General features: G+C 67.1%; 16 protein-coding genes and 1 tRNA gene. 4 read left to right on the forward strand and 13 right to left on the reverse strand.

What is annotated here, in order from left to right:
• Window positions 1-52: 52 nt before the first annotated feature.
• Window positions 53-802 carry a 30S ribosomal protein S2 gene (gene rpsB / locus AABN02_RS01055; RefSeq protein ID WP_338413068.1) on the reverse strand — a complete coding sequence of 250 codons (750 nt, stop codon included), beginning with the start codon at window positions 800-802 and terminating at the stop codon, window positions 53-55.
• A 213-nt stretch (window positions 803-1,015) separates the two neighbouring features.
• Between rpsB and AABN02_RS01060 the strand changes: the two genes are divergently transcribed.
• From AABN02_RS01060 to AABN02_RS01070, 3 genes are read left to right on the forward strand one after another with little or no spacing between them, the layout of a single operon-like run.
• Window positions 1,016-2,374, forward strand: coding sequence for an amidase (locus AABN02_RS01060; protein ID WP_338413069.1), 1,359 nt, complete (start codon window positions 1,016-1,018; stop codon window positions 2,372-2,374).
• Window positions 2,371-2,826 carry a PIN domain-containing protein gene (locus AABN02_RS01065; protein ID WP_338413070.1) on the forward strand — a complete coding sequence of 152 codons (456 nt, stop codon included), beginning with the start codon at window positions 2,371-2,373 and terminating at the stop codon, window positions 2,824-2,826. The genes AABN02_RS01060 and AABN02_RS01065 overlap by 4 nt, the downstream gene beginning before the upstream one ends.
• Entirely contained in the window at window positions 2,823-4,376 is a 1,554-nt protein-coding gene (locus AABN02_RS01070; protein ID WP_338413071.1) for an NAD(P)H-hydrate dehydratase, read from the forward strand. Before AABN02_RS01065 ends, AABN02_RS01070 begins: the two co-directional genes overlap by 4 nt.
• A 9-nt stretch (window positions 4,377-4,385) precedes the next feature.
• Here AABN02_RS01070 and rnr read toward each other — a convergent pair whose 3' ends face one another.
• Complete coding sequence (gene rnr, locus AABN02_RS01075) at window positions 4,386-6,770, reverse strand: ribonuclease R (protein WP_338413072.1); 2,385 nt, start codon at window positions 6,768-6,770, stop codon at window positions 4,386-4,388.
• A gap of 84 nt (window positions 6,771-6,854) precedes the next feature.
• Between rnr and AABN02_RS01080 the strand changes: the two genes are divergently transcribed.
• A tRNA-Leu gene (locus tag AABN02_RS01080) sits at window positions 6,855-6,939 on the forward strand.
• A gap of 148 nt (window positions 6,940-7,087) precedes the next feature.
• Here AABN02_RS01080 and AABN02_RS01085 read toward each other — a convergent pair.
• The 11 genes from AABN02_RS01085 to AABN02_RS01135 form a co-directional block, all read right to left on the reverse strand.
• Entirely contained in the window at window positions 7,088-7,609 is a 522-nt protein-coding gene (locus AABN02_RS01085) for a phosphoribosyltransferase family protein (protein WP_338413073.1), read from the reverse strand.
• A 30-nt stretch (window positions 7,610-7,639) separates the two neighbouring features.
• Window positions 7,640-8,989 carry an adenylosuccinate synthase gene (locus AABN02_RS01090; RefSeq protein WP_338413074.1) on the reverse strand — a complete coding sequence of 450 codons (1,350 nt, stop codon included), beginning with the start codon at window positions 8,987-8,989 and terminating at the stop codon, window positions 7,640-7,642.
• 47 nt (window positions 8,990-9,036) lie between these two features.
• Entirely contained in the window at window positions 9,037-10,200 is a 1,164-nt protein-coding gene (locus tag AABN02_RS01095; RefSeq protein WP_338413075.1) for an ATP phosphoribosyltransferase regulatory subunit, read from the reverse strand.
• 145 nt (window positions 10,201-10,345) lie between these two features.
• Window positions 10,346-10,534: a DUF2065 domain-containing protein gene (locus tag AABN02_RS01100; protein WP_338413076.1), complete on the reverse strand. Its 189-nt coding sequence runs from the start codon at window positions 10,532-10,534 to the stop codon at window positions 10,346-10,348.
• Entirely contained in the window at window positions 10,535-11,413 is an 879-nt protein-coding gene (hflC, locus tag AABN02_RS01105) for a protease modulator HflC (RefSeq protein WP_338413077.1), read from the reverse strand.
• A gap of 15 nt (window positions 11,414-11,428) precedes the next feature.
• Window positions 11,429-12,775, reverse strand: coding sequence for an FtsH protease activity modulator HflK (gene hflK / locus AABN02_RS01110; protein WP_338413078.1), 1,347 nt, complete (start codon window positions 12,773-12,775; stop codon window positions 11,429-11,431).
• Between the two features lie 20 nt (window positions 12,776-12,795).
• Window positions 12,796-14,046 (reverse strand): GTPase HflX, encoded by a 1,251-nt coding sequence (gene hflX, locus AABN02_RS01115; RefSeq protein WP_338413079.1) that lies wholly within the window; start codon window positions 14,044-14,046, stop codon window positions 12,796-12,798.
• 41 nt (window positions 14,047-14,087) lie between these two features.
• Window positions 14,088-14,330, reverse strand: a complete 243-nt coding sequence (gene hfq, locus AABN02_RS01120; protein WP_179635053.1) for an RNA chaperone Hfq — start codon at window positions 14,328-14,330, stop codon at window positions 14,088-14,090.
• A gap of 75 nt (window positions 14,331-14,405) precedes the next feature.
• Window positions 14,406-15,746: a ribosome biogenesis GTPase Der gene (gene der / locus AABN02_RS01125; RefSeq protein WP_338413080.1), complete on the reverse strand. Its 1,341-nt coding sequence runs from the start codon at window positions 15,744-15,746 to the stop codon at window positions 14,406-14,408.
• Window positions 15,747-15,797: 51 nt separating this feature from the next.
• Window positions 15,798-16,937, reverse strand: a complete 1,140-nt coding sequence (locus AABN02_RS01130) for a PQQ-binding-like beta-propeller repeat protein (RefSeq protein WP_338413081.1) — start codon at window positions 16,935-16,937, stop codon at window positions 15,798-15,800.
• Window positions 16,934-17,608: a tetratricopeptide repeat protein gene (locus AABN02_RS01135; RefSeq protein ID WP_338413082.1), complete on the reverse strand. Its 675-nt coding sequence runs from the start codon at window positions 17,606-17,608 to the stop codon at window positions 16,934-16,936. The genes AABN02_RS01130 and AABN02_RS01135 overlap by 4 nt, the downstream gene beginning before the upstream one ends.
• Window positions 17,609-17,644 lie beyond the last annotated feature (36 nt).

Genomic DNA, 17,644 nt, shown 5'->3' on the forward strand with positions numbered 1-17,644 from the left:
ATCTTGAAAAAAAGGGGCTGAATCAGCCCCTTGCACGCCGAACCGAAGGGGTTCAGGCAGCGCCGTTCTCTTCGACGTATTCGTCCGAACTCGGCGCAGCGACGGCTTCGACCACTTCGTTCATCGACTGGGCCTTGCCTTCGAGGACGGCGTCGGCCATCACGCGGGCATACAGCGCCACGGCCTTGGCCGAGTCGTCGTTGCCGGGGATGACGTAGTCGATGCCGACCGGGTTGTGGTTGGTGTCCACCACGCCGATGATGGGGATGCCGAGCTTCTGGGCTTCAGCGATCGCGATCTTGTGGAAACCGACGTCGATGACGAACATCGCGTCCGGCAGCACAGCCATGTCCTGGATGCCGCCGATGTCCTTTTCCAGCTTGGCCAGCTCGCGCTGGAACAGCAGGCCTTCCTTCTTGCTCATCGACTCGAGGCCGGCTTCCACCTGGGCCTGCATGTCCTTGAGCTTCTTCAGCGAACCCTTGACCGTCTTGAAGTTGGTCAGCATGCCGCCGAGCCAGCGCTGGTCGACGTAGGGCATGCCGGCGCGCTGCGCTTCTTCGGCGACGATGTCACGGGCCTGGCGCTTGGTGCCGACGAACAGCACGGTGCCACGCTTGGCAGCCAGCGAACGGGCGAACTTGGTGGCTTCCTGGAACAGCGGAACCGTCTTTTCCAGGTTGATGATGTGGATCTTGTTGCGGTGGCCGAAGATGTACTGGGCCATCTTGGGGTTCCAGAAACGGGTCTGGTGACCAAAGTGGACGCCGGCTTCCAGCATTTCACGCATCGTGAAGGACATGACTAACTCCAGAAATTCCAAAGGTTGGATCTAGAATCCGACTCGAATTGCACGCAGTGCGCAGTCAACACCGCACTCGGCGCAACACCTTCAGCCAGTCGGATTCGGGATTGATTCTTCCGTCCCGTGCACCGGGTCTGTCGAGCACACCATGCGCCGGACAGCTCGCCGCTGTGGAAGCGGCATCGGAAAAACCCCGAGATTGTAGCAGCCTTGAATCCCATCGATCCAGTTCGGCCACCTGCCGCACCCATCTCCCCGGCCCATGCCGCCCGCGAAGCCATCGAAATCTCGCTGGAGATCGCGCTCGGCGAGGCCGCCCCCGCCTTCGTGCACATCGACCGCCACGGCGCACGCGCCGCTGCCGACGCATCCGACCAGCGCCGCCAGCGTGGCGCAGTGATCGGTCCACTGGACGGGCGCGTCGTCAGCATCAAGGACCTCTTCGACGTGGCCGGACAGACCACCACGGCTGGCTCCATCGTGCTGGCGGACCGCCCTGCCGCCGCCACGGACGCCCTCGCCGTGGCGCGCCTGCGCGCTGCTGGCGCGGCCCTGATCGGCCGCACGCAGATGACGGAGTTCGCTTTCTCCGGTGTCGGCATCAATCCCCACCAGGGCACGCCCGTCAATCCCGTGACGGCCGCACTGGGACTGGAACCACGCATTCCCGGCGGCTCCACCTCGGGCGGCGCCGTGTCGGTGGCCACTGGCGCCGCCTGGGCCGCACTGGGCAGCGACACCGGCGGCTCCATCCGCATTCCGGCCGCCCTGCAGGGCCTGGTCGGCTTCAAGAATACCCAGTCCCGCACGCCCAAGGACGGAGGCATCCCGCTGTCGCCCAGCCTGGACACCACCTGCGCCATCACCCGGAGCGTGGACGACGCCATCGCGGTGCACGCGGTGCTGTCGGCCCGGCGCTGCACACCCACCCGCCGGCCGCTGGTGGACTGGCAGTTCGGCGTGGTCGAGCCGCTGCTGCTCGACGGCATGGACGCGGACGTCCAGCGCGCCTTCGAGCGCAGCCTGACCGACCTGGGCCGCGCCGGCGCACGGATCACCCGACTCGCCCTGCCCGCGCTGGACGACCTGCCCGCCCTGCTGCAGGACGGTGGACTGCCTGCCGCCGAGAGCTGGGCCTGGCACCGCGAGCTGCTCGCCCGCGACGGCGATCGCTACGATCCGCGGGTCGCGGCGCGCATCCGGCGTGGTGCGTCCATCACGCCGGCGGCCATCGCGGAACTGCACCGACTGCGCGCGCGCTGGATCGAGCGCATGGCCGCGGAACTCGGTGTCGTCGACTGCGTCCTGAGCCCGACCGTGCCGGTGATCGCCCCCCTGCTGGCGCCGCTGATCGCCGACGACGAGACCTTCTTCCGGGTCAACGCCCTGCTGCTGCGCAATCCGTCGATCGTCAACCAGCTGGACGGCTGCGCCATCAGCCTGCCCTGCCACCCGCACGGCGACGCGCCGGTCGGCCTGATGCTCTGGACCACCGGCGGACGCGACGACGCACTGCTCGGCGCCGCGCTGGACATCGAAACCGCCTTGCAACCCGGACGCATCCGATGACCCCGGACATCATTCTCGACACGAACGTGGTCCTCGACTGGCTGGTGTTCGAACACGCCAGCGGTCTCGCCATTGGCCAGGCCGTCACCGAAGGCCGGGTGCGCTGGATCGTCAGCCCGGCGATGCAGGACGAGCTGGTCGATGTGCTCGGGCGCCTGCTGTACCTGCCGACGCTGGTGCGCTGGTCCGCCCGCCACGTCCCGGCGATGGCCGCCGTGCAGGCCTGGTCGCGGTCCGTGCCCCCACCCGGCCCGCTGCCGCATGGGGAGCGCCTGCGCTGCACGGATCCGGACGACCAGTGTTTCATCGACCTGGCCGTTGCCCGGCGCACGCCGTGGCTCGTCACGCGGGACCACGCGCTGCGCCGGCTCGCACGGCGTGCGCGGCCATTGGGTGTCGCCGTGCTCACGCCCGAAGCGTGGGCTGATATGCAACCGGTACCCAGCCCATGAACCGCACACCGCCCGTCCAGCTCTCGACACTGATCCGGACGGCCGCCGGCCCCTGGCCCACCCACGACAGCGCGGCCTCCCGCGCGATCGACGCCTTGTCCGCACAGGACCTGCCGCCCCACACGCTGATGCAGCGCGCCGGACAGGCCGTCGCGCGGCTGGCCATGGCACTCACACCCAACGCCCGCCGCATCGATGTGCTGGCCGGCAACGGCAACAACGGCGGTGACGGCTACGAGGCCGCCCTGCATCTGCACCGGGCCGGTCGACAAGTCGTCGTGCACGCCTTCGGCCGGGACACCGCGTGGCCGCCGGATGCCGCCGCGTCACGCCAGCAGGCGCAGGCCGCGGGCGTCCGCATCGTGGACGGACTGGACACCGCCGAGTGGTCCCGCTCCGAACTGGTCATCGACGCCCTGCTGGGCCGCGGCCTGACACGACCCGCGAGCGGCGAACTGGCCGAGGCGATCCGCCTGCTGCGCGGGCATGCTGCGCCCGTGCTGGCGGTGGACCTGCCCTCCGGACTGCCCGGCGACACGGGCGCGCTGGAGGTGGGCGCGCCCTGTGTCCAGGCCCGCTGGACGCTGGCCCTGCTGACCCTGGCGCCCGGCCTGTTCACCGCCCGCGGACGCGACTACGCCGGCGAGATCTGGTGGGACGACCTGGGTGCCTCGCTGACCCAGGCTGGCATTCCCCCACCGGCCGCCTGGCTGCACAGCCCGGTCTGGGCCGACTCCGTCTGGCCGGCACGGCACCACGCCCAGCACAAGGGCAGCTTTGGCGATGTCTGGGTGCTGGGCGGCGGACGGTCGATGACCGGCGCCCCCTTGCTGGCAGCGCGCACCGCGCTGTGTGTCGGCGCCGGCCGCGTCTACGCCCACCTGCTCGACCCCGACGCCCAGCGGCTCGATCCACTGCACCCGGAGCTGATGCTGGCCGACGCACCGGACGCCGCTCGCCTGCAGAACGCCACGGTGGTGGCCGGTTGTGGCGGCGGACAGGCGATCCAGGCGTACCTGCCCGACACGCTGCGCCATGCGGCCAGGCTGGTGCTGGATGCCGATGCGCTGAACGCGCTGGCCGGTGACACCCAACTGGGCGAGGCCCTGCGCGAGCGCCGCGACAACGGTCTGCCAACCGTGCTGACGCCGCACCCGCTGGAAGCGGCGCGCCTGCTGGGTTGCAGCGCGGCCGAAGTCCAGTCAGACCGCCTGGTCGCAGCCCGGACGCTGGCCGCGCGCACGGGGGCCGTCGTGGTGCTCAAGGGCTCCGGGAGCCTGATCGCCTCGCCGGACAGCATCCCGTGGATCAACACCAGCGGGAATGCCGCGCTCGCCACGCCGGGCAGTGGCGACGTGCTGGCCGGCTGGATCGCCGGGATGTGGAGCCAGCTGACGGGCGGACGCTCCGGCAAGAATGCGTCGCTGGTCTGGTCAGAGGCGGAGCTGGCCGCCCGCCATGCGGTGTACCAGCATGGCCTGCGCGCCGAACAGCTCAGCCCGGCTGGCGACGTCCTGGTCGCCAGCCGGCTGATTCCGTCCGGGCACTGACCAGGTGCCTCAGCGCTTGTTGCGCCGACGCCGGCCTTCGATGACTGGCGCCGGGGCGACCGCTTCCATCGGCAGATCGACCGGCAGCGACGCCGGGCGTGCCGCTGGCTTGCCGGACGATTTCCCCGCCGCCTTGCCCGCCGCTTTTCCTGCGACCTTGCCGGCGCTCTTGCCGGCGCTCTTGCCTGCGTTATTGCCTGCAGTCTTGCCGTCATGTGGGCCGGACTTGCGTGCCGCCGTCTTGCGCGAGGAGCGGCGCACGGCACGGTCCGCTTCCTGGATCGAGGCCAGCTCATCCTGCGCCGTGGCGTGCCGCTCGCGGGCCGGCTTCGGGACCGCAGCGGGCGTCAGCGGATCGCGCACCATCCGGAAATCGATGCGGCGTCCGTCGAGATCGACCCGGCTGACCTGCACCCGGATGCGACCACCGACCGCATAGCGCACCCCGGTTCGCTCGCCGCGCAGTTCGTGGCGCACGTCGTCGTAGCGGAAATACTCGCCGCCCAGTTCGGTGATGTGGACCAGGCCCTCGACGTACAGCTCGTCGAGCTGCACGAACAGACCGAAGCTGGTGACCGAGCTGATCGTGCCGCCATACTCCTCGCCCAGGCGGTCGCGCATGAACTTGCACTTCAGCCACGCCTCGACATCCCGCGAGGCCTCGTCCGCTCGGCGTTCGTTCGCACTGCAATGGGCCCCGGCAACCTCCCAGACCTCGAGGTCACGGGGTGCGATGCCCTCCATGCGGGGCGCTGGCCCCTCGACCTTGGCCGGTTGCCGGCGACGTGTCGGCACCGCCGCACCAGGAACGGCCGCCCGCACCACGAGGCCGTATTTCTTGCCGGCCAGCAACCCCTTGATGACACGGTGCACCAGCAGGTCCGGATAACGGCGGATCGGGCTGGTGAAGTGGGTGTACGCGCTGTAGGACAGGCCGAAGTGGCCGTTGTTGAAGGGTGTGTAGATCGCCTGCTGCATGGAGCGCAGCAGCATGGAGTGGATCTGCGTGGCGTCCGGGCGGTCCCGGGTCAGCTGCGCAAGCGCCTGCAACTCCCCGGGCGTCGGATCGTCGCTGACCGTGAGGTTCAGGCCGAGGCTGCGCAGGTAGTTCTGCAGCGCCAGGCGCTTCTCCGGGGTCGGGCCTTCGTGCACCCGGTACAGCGAGGGATGCTTGCCGGCCTGGATGAAGTCGGCTGCGCAGACATTGGCGGCGAGCATCGCCTCCTCGATCAGGCGGTGCGCTTCGGTGCGTACCCGCGGGATGATCTTGTCGATGCGCCCGTTTTCGTCGCAGACGATCTGCGTTTCGGTGGTCTCGAAGTCGATCGCGCCGCGGGTCGCCCGCTGCTTCAGCAGGAGACGATAGACCTCGTGCAGATGCAGCAGGTGCGGCACGAGGTGGACCTGGCGCTGGGCCTCGGCGCCGCGGGTGTTCGACAGCACAGCCGCCACTTCGGTATAGGTCAGCCGCGCATGCGAGCAGATCACCGCCGGGTAGAACTGGTAGGCCGACACCTCGCCTTCGGCGTCCACGAGCATGTCGCAAACCATCGAGAGCCGATTCTGGTTCGGATTGAGCGAACACAGGCCGTTGGACAACTTTTCCGGCAGCATCGGAATGACACGCCGCGGGAAGTAGACCGAGGTCGCGCGCTCGTAGGCATCGTCATCCAGCGGATCGCCCGGCTTGACGTAGTGGCTCACGTCGGCGATCGCCACCAGCAGGCGCCAGCCCTTCTTGCGCCCGACCTTGGCCGGCTCGCAGTAGACCGCGTCGTCAAAGTCGCGTGCATCCTCGCCGTCGATGGTCACCAGCGGCACGTCCGTCAGGTCGACCCGGTGTTTCATGTCGACCGCACGGACCTTGTCGGGCAGCTTGCCGGTCTGCGCGAGCGTCGCGGGAGAGAACTGGTGCGGCACCTCGTACTTGCGCACCGCGATCTCGATCTCCATGCCGGGATCGTCGATGTCACCTAACACTTCGGTGATCCGGCCCACCGGCTGGGAGTGCAGCGACGGTGGCTCGGTCAGCTCGACCGCCACCACCTGCCCGGCTTCGGCGCTGGCGGTGGCGTTCTTCGGAATCAGGATGTCCTGGCCGTAGCGCTTGTCTTCCGGCGCCACGATCCAGACACCGTTCTCGAGCAGCAGGCGGCCGATGATCGGCGCCTTGCGACGCTCCAGGATTTCTAGCACCCGACCCTCGGGCCGCCCCTTGCGGTCGAGGCGCATGACCCGCACACGAACCCGGTCGTGGTGCAGGACCGCGCGCATTTCCTGTGGAGCCAGATAAATGTCGACATCACCGCCGTCGACCACCACGAAGCCATGACCATCACGGTGCCCTTGCACCGTGCCCACGACTTCATTCGACAAATTGCTGTTGTTGTTCAACGAAAAATCCTTGCGTTCGGTTTTTATCTGATGCTACACTAGCGTTCTTCGCAGTTGGGAACAAAAATTCCTTACCGCGACGAAGCCCAGATGGCGGAATTGGTAGACGCACTAGTTTCAGGTACTAGCGGGTAACTCCGTGGAGGTTCGAGTCCTCTCCTGGGCACCAACATGAAAAGCCAGCTTTCGAGCTGGCTTTTTTATTGGCTGACGCATGCGATCAGATTCACAAACAAAAAATGCCCGCTCACCTCATCGAGGTCAGCGGGCATTTTTGATTGGGCTGGCTGAAAAGCGGCTGATCAGCCGCAGACGTTTCAGACCGACAGTTTGCGGGTCAGCGCTTCCGGACGCATCGCGTCATATTCCTCGAATGGCTGGTGGATCCACGGACTCGTGGGCAGCGCCTCGACGAAATAGTCCGGCGTATAGCAGGACACACCCTTCACCCACAGCACGCCCGAGCGCAGTTCGCGGATTGCAGGCATGCCACGCAAACGGTCCACCACCGCCTGCAGCGTGACGCCGGAATCTGCAAGGTCATCCACCAGCAGCACGCGGCCGGCGAGTTCGCCCTTGGGCATGGTGATGTACTTCGCCATGTCCAGCCGACCCTGGATCGTGCCACTCTCGGCGCGGTAGGAACTGGTCGCCATGATGGCCAGCGGCTTGTCGAACACCCGCGACATCACATCGCCGGGACGAAGCCCGCCGCGCGCCAGGCAAAGAATCTGGTCGAACTCCCAGCCGGACTGGTGCACCTTGATCGCGAGTTTCTCGATCAGCAGGTGGTATTCATCCCAGGACACATACAGGTGTTTGCCGTCATCGGTGAGCATGCTGACTCCTTGCTTGAACGGGGCGGACATTCAGTCCTTGTAGGGGTGGCGCAGCAGGATGGTGTGGTCGCGGTCGGGGCCGGTCGACACCATCGCGATCGGTGTCGCGATGAATTCCTGCACACGCTCCAGATACCGCTGCGCATTGAGCGGCAACCCTTCCCACGTCGTCACGCCGAAGGTCGTTTCCGTCCAGCCCGGGAACACTTCGTAGATCGGCTTGCAGTTGACGATCTCGTCGGCATCCAGCGGGAGGATGTCCACGCGCTCGCCATGCAGCTCGTAGCCGACACACATGCGGATTTCGGTCAGCCCGTCCAGCACGTCCAGCTTGGTCAGGCACAGGCCAGTGATGCCGTTGATCAGCATCGCGCGCTTGAGTGCCGCGCCATCCAGCCAGCCGCAACGACGCGCCCGCCCGGTGACGGTGCCACGCTCCTGGCCGATCGTGGACAGGTGGTGGCCCACGGAGCCCGGCTCGTCCATCGGCAGCTCGGTGGGGAACGGACCGGAGCCGACCCGCGTGGTGTAGGCCTTGGTGATGCCCAGCATGTAGTGCAGCAGATGCGGTCCGACACCGGAGCCGGCTGCCGCATTGCCCGCCACGCAGTTGCTCGACGTGACGAACGGATAGGTGCCGTGGTCGATGTCGAGCAGCGTGCCCTGTGCACCCTCGAACAGGATGCTGCCACCCGCACGGTTGGCCGCATCAATGCGCACACCGACGTCCGCCATCATCGGCTTGAGCTGCTCGGCCATTTCCATGGCCTGGTCGAAGATCGGCTGGAACTCCAGCGCCTTGCTGTTCAGATAGCCTTCGAGGGCGAAGTTGTGCAGGGCCAGCAACTCGCGCAGCTTCTTCGCGAAGCGCTCGGGGTGCTTCAGGTCCTGGACGCGCAGCGCGCGGCGGGCGACCTTGTCCTCGTAGGCGGGGCCGATGCCCTTGCCGGTGGTGCCGATCTTGCCGGCGCCGCTGGTTTCGCGCAGCGCTTCGCGCGCCTTGTCCACCTCGACGTGGAAGGGCAGGATCAGCGGGCAGGACTCGCTGATGAACAGGCGCGAGCGCACATCCAGACCAGCCGCTTCGAGGCGCCCGATTTCCAGCAGCAGGTGGACCGGATCGACCACGACACCGTTGCCGATGTAGCAGGCCACGCCGGCGCGCATGATGCCCGAGGGGATCAGTTGCAGCGCGGTCTTCACGCCATTGATCACCAGCGTGTGGCCCGCGTTGTGGCCGCCCTGGAAGCGCACCACACCGGCGGCGTGGTCGGTCAGCCAGTCGACGACCTTGCCCTTGCCCTCATCACCCCATTGCGTACCGACAACGACGACATTGCGCCCACGAACTTCTGCAGACGCAGCACTGCGTGTATCCATCTCAAGTATCCGATCGAAAGGAAAGGTCCGGTCAGCGGCGGCGGCGCTCAGCGCGCACAGACCACCCACTGCCCGTTGACGGCGACCAGTTCCCGGTCGCACTCGAACTCGTCTGCCTCGTGCTCATGCCCGGGCAACACACAAACCACCGCCTCGCCCGTCTCGCGCAGGCGGCGCACGGCCGCACGAAGCGCCGTGTCTTCGCTCCAGGGGGCGCGGATGGCGGCGCGGCGTCCGTCGAAACGGACATGCTCCACGACGGACTTCAGATCGAGACTGAAGCCCACCGCCGCACGCCGGCGCCCGAAGACGGCCCCGACATTGTCATAGCGACCGCCGCGCACCAGTGCATCGGTGCCACCGGCACTGTAGATCGCGAACCGGGTCCCGCTGTAATAAGCGTAGCCCGACAGATCGGCCAGATCGAAACCCAGGCGCAGCGACGGATAGTCACGCCGCAGATGCGTGGCGAGCCACTGCACGTCGTCCAGCGCCGCGGTGACCAGTGCGTTGTTCGGCAACCGGGCCCGGGCCAGTTCCAGCACCTCGTCGCCACCGAACAGGGACGGCAGCAGACGCAGTGCATCGCGGTTCATCGCGGGCAGATCGGCGGTCAGCGCCTGCAGTTCGGCCTGGTCCTTGGCTGCCAGCGCTGCCCGCAGCGCATCACCCTGAACAGGAGACAGCGTCACGCCCTCCAGCGCACCCTGCACGAAGCGGGCATCGGCCAGGTCCATGACCAGCGACTCGACGCGGGCACGGCCCAGGCACTCGAGCGCCAGTTCATGCACTTCCAGGTCGGCTTCAAGGCCGCCGTGCCCGTAGATCTCGGCGCCGAACTGGAGCGGCTCACGCGTGCTGTCCGGGCCGGCCGGCAGCGTGTGCAGCACCGGGCCGCAGTAGCACAGGCGGGTCAGACCGGCGCGGTTCAGCAGATGGGCGTCGATGCGCGCCACCTGGGGCGTGGTGTCGGCGCGCACACCCAGCGTGCGACCGCTGAGCTGGTCGACCAGCTTGAAGGTACGCAGGTCCAGCGCACGGCCGGTGCCGCTCAGCAGCGACTCCAGATGCTCCAGCAGCGGCGGCATGACGAGTTCATAGCCATAGCCACGGGCGGCATCCAGCAGGATGCGCCGCAGCTCCTCGATTCGCCGAGCCTCATGAGGCAACACATCGGCAATGTGCTCGGGCAACAGCCAAGCAGAAGACATAACGGTGCAGGAAATCAAAACGGCGATTCTACCGGGCGACACCGGCTTCACCGCCCATCACGACACAAGAAGCGTCCGCAGCCCTGCCCCAAGTCGGCATGATGACAACAGGCAGGAGGACCGGCCGAAACCGGTCACACGGCGTTCAACTGAAGAGCAGCAGCAACAGAAGTCCGGTCAGGACGCTGATCAGACCGATGAAACGGATCTGTCCATCTCCGAGTGCGAGCACCTGCTCGAAGACGCTGCGCCACCGCCGCGGACCGAGCAGTGGCATCAGCCCTTCGATCACGAGCACCAGCGCCAGGGCCGACAGCAGCGTGTCCAGGGTCACTTACTTGCCACCCACGCCGCCGTTGCGCATCACGCGGAAGAACTCGCTCGACGGATCGAGCACGAGCACATCGCTCTTGCTGCGGAAACTCGAACGGTAGGCTTCCAGGCTGCGGTAGAAATTGGCGAACTGGGGATCACGGCCGAACGCGTCGGCGTAGATGGCAGACGCCTTGGCATCGCCTTCGCCCTTGACCTTCTGGGCGTCACGGTAGGCGTCTGCGAGGATCACCTCACGCTGTCGGTCCGCATCGGCACGGATCTTTTCGCCGTCCGCCGCGCCTTCCGAGCGCAGTTCGTTGGCCACGCGCTTGCGCTCCGACTCCATGCGGCGATACACCGACTCCGTGATCGTCGCCGCGAAGTCGACCCGCTTGATGCGGACGTCAACGATCTCGATGCCGAAGTTCTTGGCGTCATCGCTGAGGCGCTGCATCACACCCTGCATCACCTTGTCGCGCTCCGTGGAGAGCATCGCCCGCACGGTGCGCTTGGTGACCTCCTCGTTCAGCGCGGCCTGCACGATGGGCGACAGGCGCGCCTCGGCGTTGCGCAGGTCGACGCCGGTGTTGCGGATGAACTGGCGCGGCTCGGTGATGCGCCACTTGACCAGCCAGTCGATCACCAGGCTCTGCTTTTCGGCGGTGAAGACCGGGCGCGTTTCGGGGCTGTCCAGCGTCTGCGTGCGGCGGTCGATGAAGATCACGTTCTGCAGAGGCGGCGGCAGCTTGAACTTCAGCCCCGGCTCGGCGATGACTTCCTTGATTTCGCCCAGCGAGTAGACGACGGCGAAGTTGCGCTGATCGACCACGAACAGCATCGACATGGAGACGAGCAGCACCATCAGGGCGCTGACCGCGAGTAATCCGATTCGATTCATTTGATTTTCCCCTGCTCAGCGCACGTCACGGTCGCGGCCGCGTTGCCCGTCGCGTGAACGCACGTCCACGCTGCTGCCCGAAGCGCCGTCGTTGCCGGACGACACCAGCGGCACCGCCGACGCAGCGCTGGCCGACGCGGCGGCCGACTGCTGCATCAGCTTGTCCAGCGGCAGGTAAAGCAGGTTGCTGCCGCTGCGGGAGTCGACCATCACCTTGCTGACATTGGCATAGAGCTGCGACATGGTGTCGATGTACATCCGGTCGCGGGTCACGCCTGGCGCCTTCTGGTACTCGGCCAGCACGCTGCGAAAGCGTTCCCCGTCGCCGTCCGCCTGGGCGACCACACGGGCGCGGTAGCCATCGGCCTCTTCCGCCAGGCGTGCAGCCGTGCCGCGGGCCTTGGGGATGATGTCGTTGGCGTAGGCCTGGCCTTCGTTCTTCAGGCGCTCGCGGTCGGCGCCAGCCTTGAAGGCGTCGTCGAAGGCGGCCTGCACCTGCTCGGGGGCCTGCACGCTCTGGACATTGACATTGACGACGAGGATGCCCGCCTTGAGGCGGTCGAGCTGGGCCTGGATCGACTTGACCAGGTCCACGGCGATCGCGTCGCGCTGCTCGTACAGGACGGAATCCATCGTGCCGCGCCCGACGATCTCGCGCACCGCCGATTCGGCCGCCTGCAGGACGGCCTCTTCGACATTGCGGTTCTCGAACAGGAAGTCCTTGGCCTGCTTCAGGCGCCATTGCACCGTGAAGCGGATGTCGACGATGTTCTCGTCCTGCGTGAGCATGGACGAGTCGCGCAGCCCCGTGGCCTGCACGACCGAGTTGCGCCCCACTTCGGTGGAACGGGTCTGTGTGACGTTGACGGTGTCGTGCGACTGGAACGGCGACGGCCAGCGGTACTGGATGCCAGCGTCCACCGTGCGGCTGAACTTGCCGAAGGTCAGGATCACGGCCTGCTGGCCTTCCTGCACGATGAAGAAGCCGCTACCGAGCCACAGCAGCGCCGCCACTCCCACCAGCAGCCCACCACCCATGCCGAACAGACGGCCATCGGACGACGGATCCGGACGCCCGGACGGCGGAGAACCACCGCCGTCACGGCCAGCCGGTGTCTTGCCACCGAACAGGCCGCCGAGCTTCTGGTTGAAGTCGCGCCAGAGTTCGTCCAGATCCGGCGGACCGTCGTTGCGACCGGAATTGGCCATCACGTCCGCGCCGGCAGGCCCGTGGCGGGTGCCACTCAGCAGACCAACAAGGGTTCGCGCGGCCCCGGCGACCAGCTTCAGCGCAGAACCGGCCACAGCCCCCCATGGGGCCCGAACAGGCGTGTAAGCGTCCATCGGATTCGTCTTGTTCATGTCCGGAATTACAGCATGCTTCACGCCGTGGGCGGCGTGGGCAGGGTTTCGACCCGTTCAGGCGTCGTGTCTTCGATCTCGATCACATCGGCATCGCTGCGATCAGGGTCGAAACGGGGATCGGAGCGGCCCGGGGCCTCCAGGCGGTCCTGGTTCAGGGCCGCTTCGGCGATGACCTGGCGCAACGCCGCCAGGCCCTCGCCAGTGCGGGCACTGACGAACCAGCGCGGCACCACCAGCCCGGGCGCGAGTTCATAGAGGTCGCCCGGCACACGCGGCAGTTGCCCCGACTCCATGGCGTCCATCTTGTTGAAGACCAGCACCTGCGCCACGTCGTCGGCACCGATCTCGTGCAGCACCCGCTGGACCTCACGGATCTGGTCGAGCCAGACCGGACTGGCCGCGTCCACCACGTGCAGCAGCAGGTCCGCGTCGGCAGCCTCCTGCAGCGTGGCCTGGAAGGCATCGACCAGCGTGTGCGGCAGATCGCGGATGAAGCCCACGGTGTCCGACAGCGACACGCTGCGCCGGGCGTCCTCGAGGTACATCTGGCGCGTCGTCGTGTCGAGCGTGGCGAAGAGCTGGTCCGCGGCGTAGGTCTGCGCCTTGACCAGCGCATTGAAGAGCGTGCTCTTGCCGGCGTTGGTATAGCCCACCAGCGAGACGCGGAAGGTGCCCTGGCGCTCGCGCGCCTTGCGCTGCGTGCCGCGCTGGCGCTTGACCTTGTCGAGTCGTTCCTTCACGGCCTTGATGCGCACGGCGATCATGCGCTTGTCCAGCTCGATCTGGGTTTCCCCGGGACCGCCGCGCAGACCGACGCCACCACGCTGGCGTTCCAGATGGGACCAGCGGCGCACGAGGCGGGTGGAGAGGTATTGCAGCCGCGCGAGTTCGACCTGAAGCTTGCCTTCATGGCTGCGCGCGCGGGCGCCAAAGATTTCCAGGATGAGTGCGATGCGATCCAGCACCTCGACGCCGAGGTGGCGTTCGAGATTGCGTTGCTGAGCCGGACCCAGCGCCTGATCGAAGATCACGCACTGGGCACCGTGCTCGGCCACGACGAGCTTGATTTCATCGGCCTTGCCCGAGCCCACGAACAGTGCGGGATCAGGGGCACGGCGGCGGGCGATGATCCGGGCGACCGGCTCATCGCCTGCAGACTGGGCCAGCAGGGCCAGTTCATCCAGCGTCGAATCGAAAGACGCATTTGCGCCGAAATCGACCCCGACCAGAACAGCGCGTGGGAGAGGGGAAGAGTCCGTTGCAGTCAAGGTGCTTCGAGTTGACGCGTCTGGCTGGCCGCTGCGGGCGGTCAGCTGGCTTCCGGCGATTCTGCCGCGTGGAAGTTCACCGGTCGGCCCGGCACGACGGTCGAGATCGCGTGCTTGTAGACCATCTGGGTGACGGTGTTGCGAAGGAGAACCACATACTGATCAAAAGACTCGATGTGGCCCTGCAGCTTGATGCCGTTGACGAGGTAAATCGACACCGGAACATGCTCCTTGCGCAGCAGGTTGAGGAAGGGGTCTTGTAGCAGTTGCCCTTTGTTGCTCACGATATTCTCCGTGTTGGAAATGGAGTCTAAGAAGGCCCGCACGTTATCACACGCCCGGGACCACGATCCGACGGATCAGGAATCCTTTTCCGTGAAGGGATTGCGCGAGGCGCGCAACTCGATACGCAACGGAGTGCCAACGAGCTTGAAATGCTCGCGGAAACGGCTCTCCAGATAGCGTTTGTACACGTCGGTGATGTGTTCCACGGCATTGCCATGGATCACGATCAACGGCGGGTTCTGTCCACCTTGGTGGGCATAACGCAGTTTGGGGCGGGATATTCCCGCCCGCTTGGGCTGTTGGAAATCCACCGCCTCCTGCAGCAGACGCGTCAGCACCGGCGTGGGCAGCTTGCGCTTGGCCGAGGCCCAGGACTCGTCGATGGCGCTCCACAGCGGCCCCAGGCCCTGGCGGCGCTTGGCGGAGATGTGCAGGATCGGCGCGAATTTCAGGAAGGCCAGCCGCGTTTCGATCGAGCGCTGCAGCGTCTGGCGCTGGTACTCGTCGATGGCATCCCACTTGTTGATGGCGATGACCACGGCGCGGCCGGCGTCGAGGATGTAGCCGGCAATGTGCGCATCCTGGTCCGACACGCCTTCGGTCGCATCGATCAGCAGCAGCACGACGTTGGCGTCCCCGATGGCCTGCAGCGTCTTGACCACCGAGAACTTCTCGATCGACTCGAACACCTTGCCCTTGCGGCGCAGGCCGGCCGTGTCGATCAGCTTGTACTTGCGGCCATTGCGCTCGAAGGGCACCTCGATCGCGTCTCGGGTGGTTCCCGGCAGGTCGAAGGCCACGAGGCGCTCTTCGCCAAGCCAGGTGTTGATCAGCGTCGACTTGCCGACATTGGGGCGGCCACACACCGCCAGTCGCGTCGGACGCGCCTCTTCGGGCAGGTCGTCGTCTTCCTCGACCTCGGGCACCAGGCCTTCGAGCGCCAGCTCGACCAGGCTGCGGATGCCCTGGCCGTGGGCCGACGAGACGGCCAGCGGCTCGCCAATGCCCAGCTCGTGGAACTCGGCCAGCTGCGGGCCATCCTTCATGCCTTCGGCCTTGTTCGCCGCCAGCAGCACACGCTTGCTGGTGGTGCGCAGGAAGCGGGCAATGTCGTGGTCCTGGGCGGACAGGCCCGCGCGCACGTCGACCACGAAGATCACCGCATCCGCTTCGGCCACGGCCTGCCGCGTCTGCTTGGCCATCTCCTGGAAGATGCCGGAGGTGCAATCAGGCTCGAATCCTCCGGTGTCGATGACGATGAATTCATGCCCGGCCAGGGCGCCGTCGCCATAGTGGCGGTCGCGGGTCAGGCCCGCGTAGTCGGCCACGATGGCATCGCGGCGTCCAGTGAGTCGATTGAACAGCGTGGACTTGCCGACGTTGGGACGTCCGACGAGGGCAATCACGGGTTTCATGGGTCGGTTCCGATCTGTAGCAGTTGAATGATTATTTTGGAGAACGCAGGCTCATTCCGGTCGGAACGCGAACACGTTGCCGGAGCGGGTCACGGCCAGCATCGTCAGGCCAGAGCGCACCAGCGGCGCGACGATGGCACTGCCGTCGGTCGGCAGACGCAGCAAGGGCTCGCCGTGGTCCTGCGACAGGATGTGGACCCAGCCTTCGCTGTCGCCGAACACCAGCGTCGAGCCGACGGACAGCGGCGCGGTCAGGCCGCGGTAGCGCAGCTTGTCCGAGGTCCAGGCCACATCGCCACTGGCACGGCGCCAGACGCTGATGCGGTCGGTCGCGTCCGCACCGGACACGAATTCCCCGTCGATCGCCAGCCCCTCGAAACCACCTTGCGGACGGCTCCAGAGCACGGCATTGCGTTCGGCGTTGAGGCAGCTCACGGCCACCTGGAAGGCCCGGGCGCAGACGACATCACCGCCGCGCGCAGCCGGCCCGACGAGGTCCGCCAGCCGTTCGACCTCGTTGGTGCCCCGCGGCGACGCGAAGGTACTGTCCGCGCGCAGCGCGCCGGTGAGCGGATCGAGTGCCAGCAGGCGCGCGCCCATGCCCACCAGCAGCGTGTTGCGGTAGGCCAGCAGCACGCCGGGCTGCGCCAGCGACAGCGCCTCGCCCGAGCGGCCCACGGTCCACAGGCGACGGCCATCGAACACGTCGAAGGCCATGACGCTGCGGTCAACGGCCTGGATGAACACACGTTCGCCCGCCACCAGCGGTGCGGTGACCACCCGCGAATTGAGGCGGGTGCGCCAGACTTCACGCTCGCCGTCGATGACGACCAGCTCGTTGTTCTTGGTGACGACGGCTGCATGCCGGCCATCGCTGCCGACACCCGCCGACAGCGCCGCACCGACCCGCACCTGACCGCGCACGGCCCCGGTACCGATGTCCAGACTGAGCAGCTGCCCGTCTTCGCCCGCCAGCATGAAACGGTCGCCGAGCACGGCCACCGACTGCCCGACCAGCGGCCGGCCCAGGCTCTGGCGCCAGACCTGCTTGCCGGCGATCCGGGGCGTCAGCGGCTCCAGGGGCGTGGGCTTCGGCCGCTCGACCGAGGAGCAGGCGGCCATCAGCAGGGCCACCGCCACCACCAGACAGCGCCGGACAGCGCTGTGACCGCGCGCGTTCAGGATGGTCATTTTGCGGCTCCCGAGGCAGCGCCCTCTTCCTGCGGCGCGGCACCCAGCGCGACCAGCTTGGCCTCGACCAGACGGCGGTAATCCACATCCTTGCCGAGCGCCTTCCAGGCCTGCTGGTAGGCGGCCACCGCGTCGGCGGTCTTGGCCTGCGCCTGCAGGATGTCGCCGCGGCGGTCCGCGGCCAGTCCGGCCCAGGCCTCGGGCACGTCGCTGGAGACCAGCTTCAGGGCCTCGTCGTAGCGCTTGGCTTCGAGGTGCACGCCCGCCAGACGCAGGCGGGCGATCGCCCGGTACTCGTCTTCCTTGGCGTTCGCAGCGACCCACTCCAGCGTGCCGCGCGCGGCATCGGCCTGGCCCTTGTCGAACTGCGCCTTGGCGGCCAGCAGACCACCCTGCTCCGCAAACGCGGTCGCCGGGTAGCGTGCCTGCAGATCGGCCCACACCTTGCTGACCCGGTCGGCGTCACCAGCCTGGGCGGAGCGTTCCAGCTCATCGTAGATGCCACCGGCCTTGGCGGCCTGGTCGCGCTGCCAGTACTGCCAGCCGTTCCAGCCGGCGTAGGCCGTCAGCACGATCAGCAGCACCCAGGTGAGCAGGTTGCCGAACTTGGCCCAGAAATGCTTGAGCTGGTCGAGCTGTTCCTGTTCTTCGAGATCGAGATGGGATGCCATGCGCGTTTGTCGGAGGTGTAACCGTGGAGGATGGGA

It is taken from the genome of uncultured Sphaerotilus sp. (assembly GCF_963924895.1).
Classification (GTDB): Bacteria; Pseudomonadota; Gammaproteobacteria; order Burkholderiales; family Burkholderiaceae_C; genus Sphaerotilus.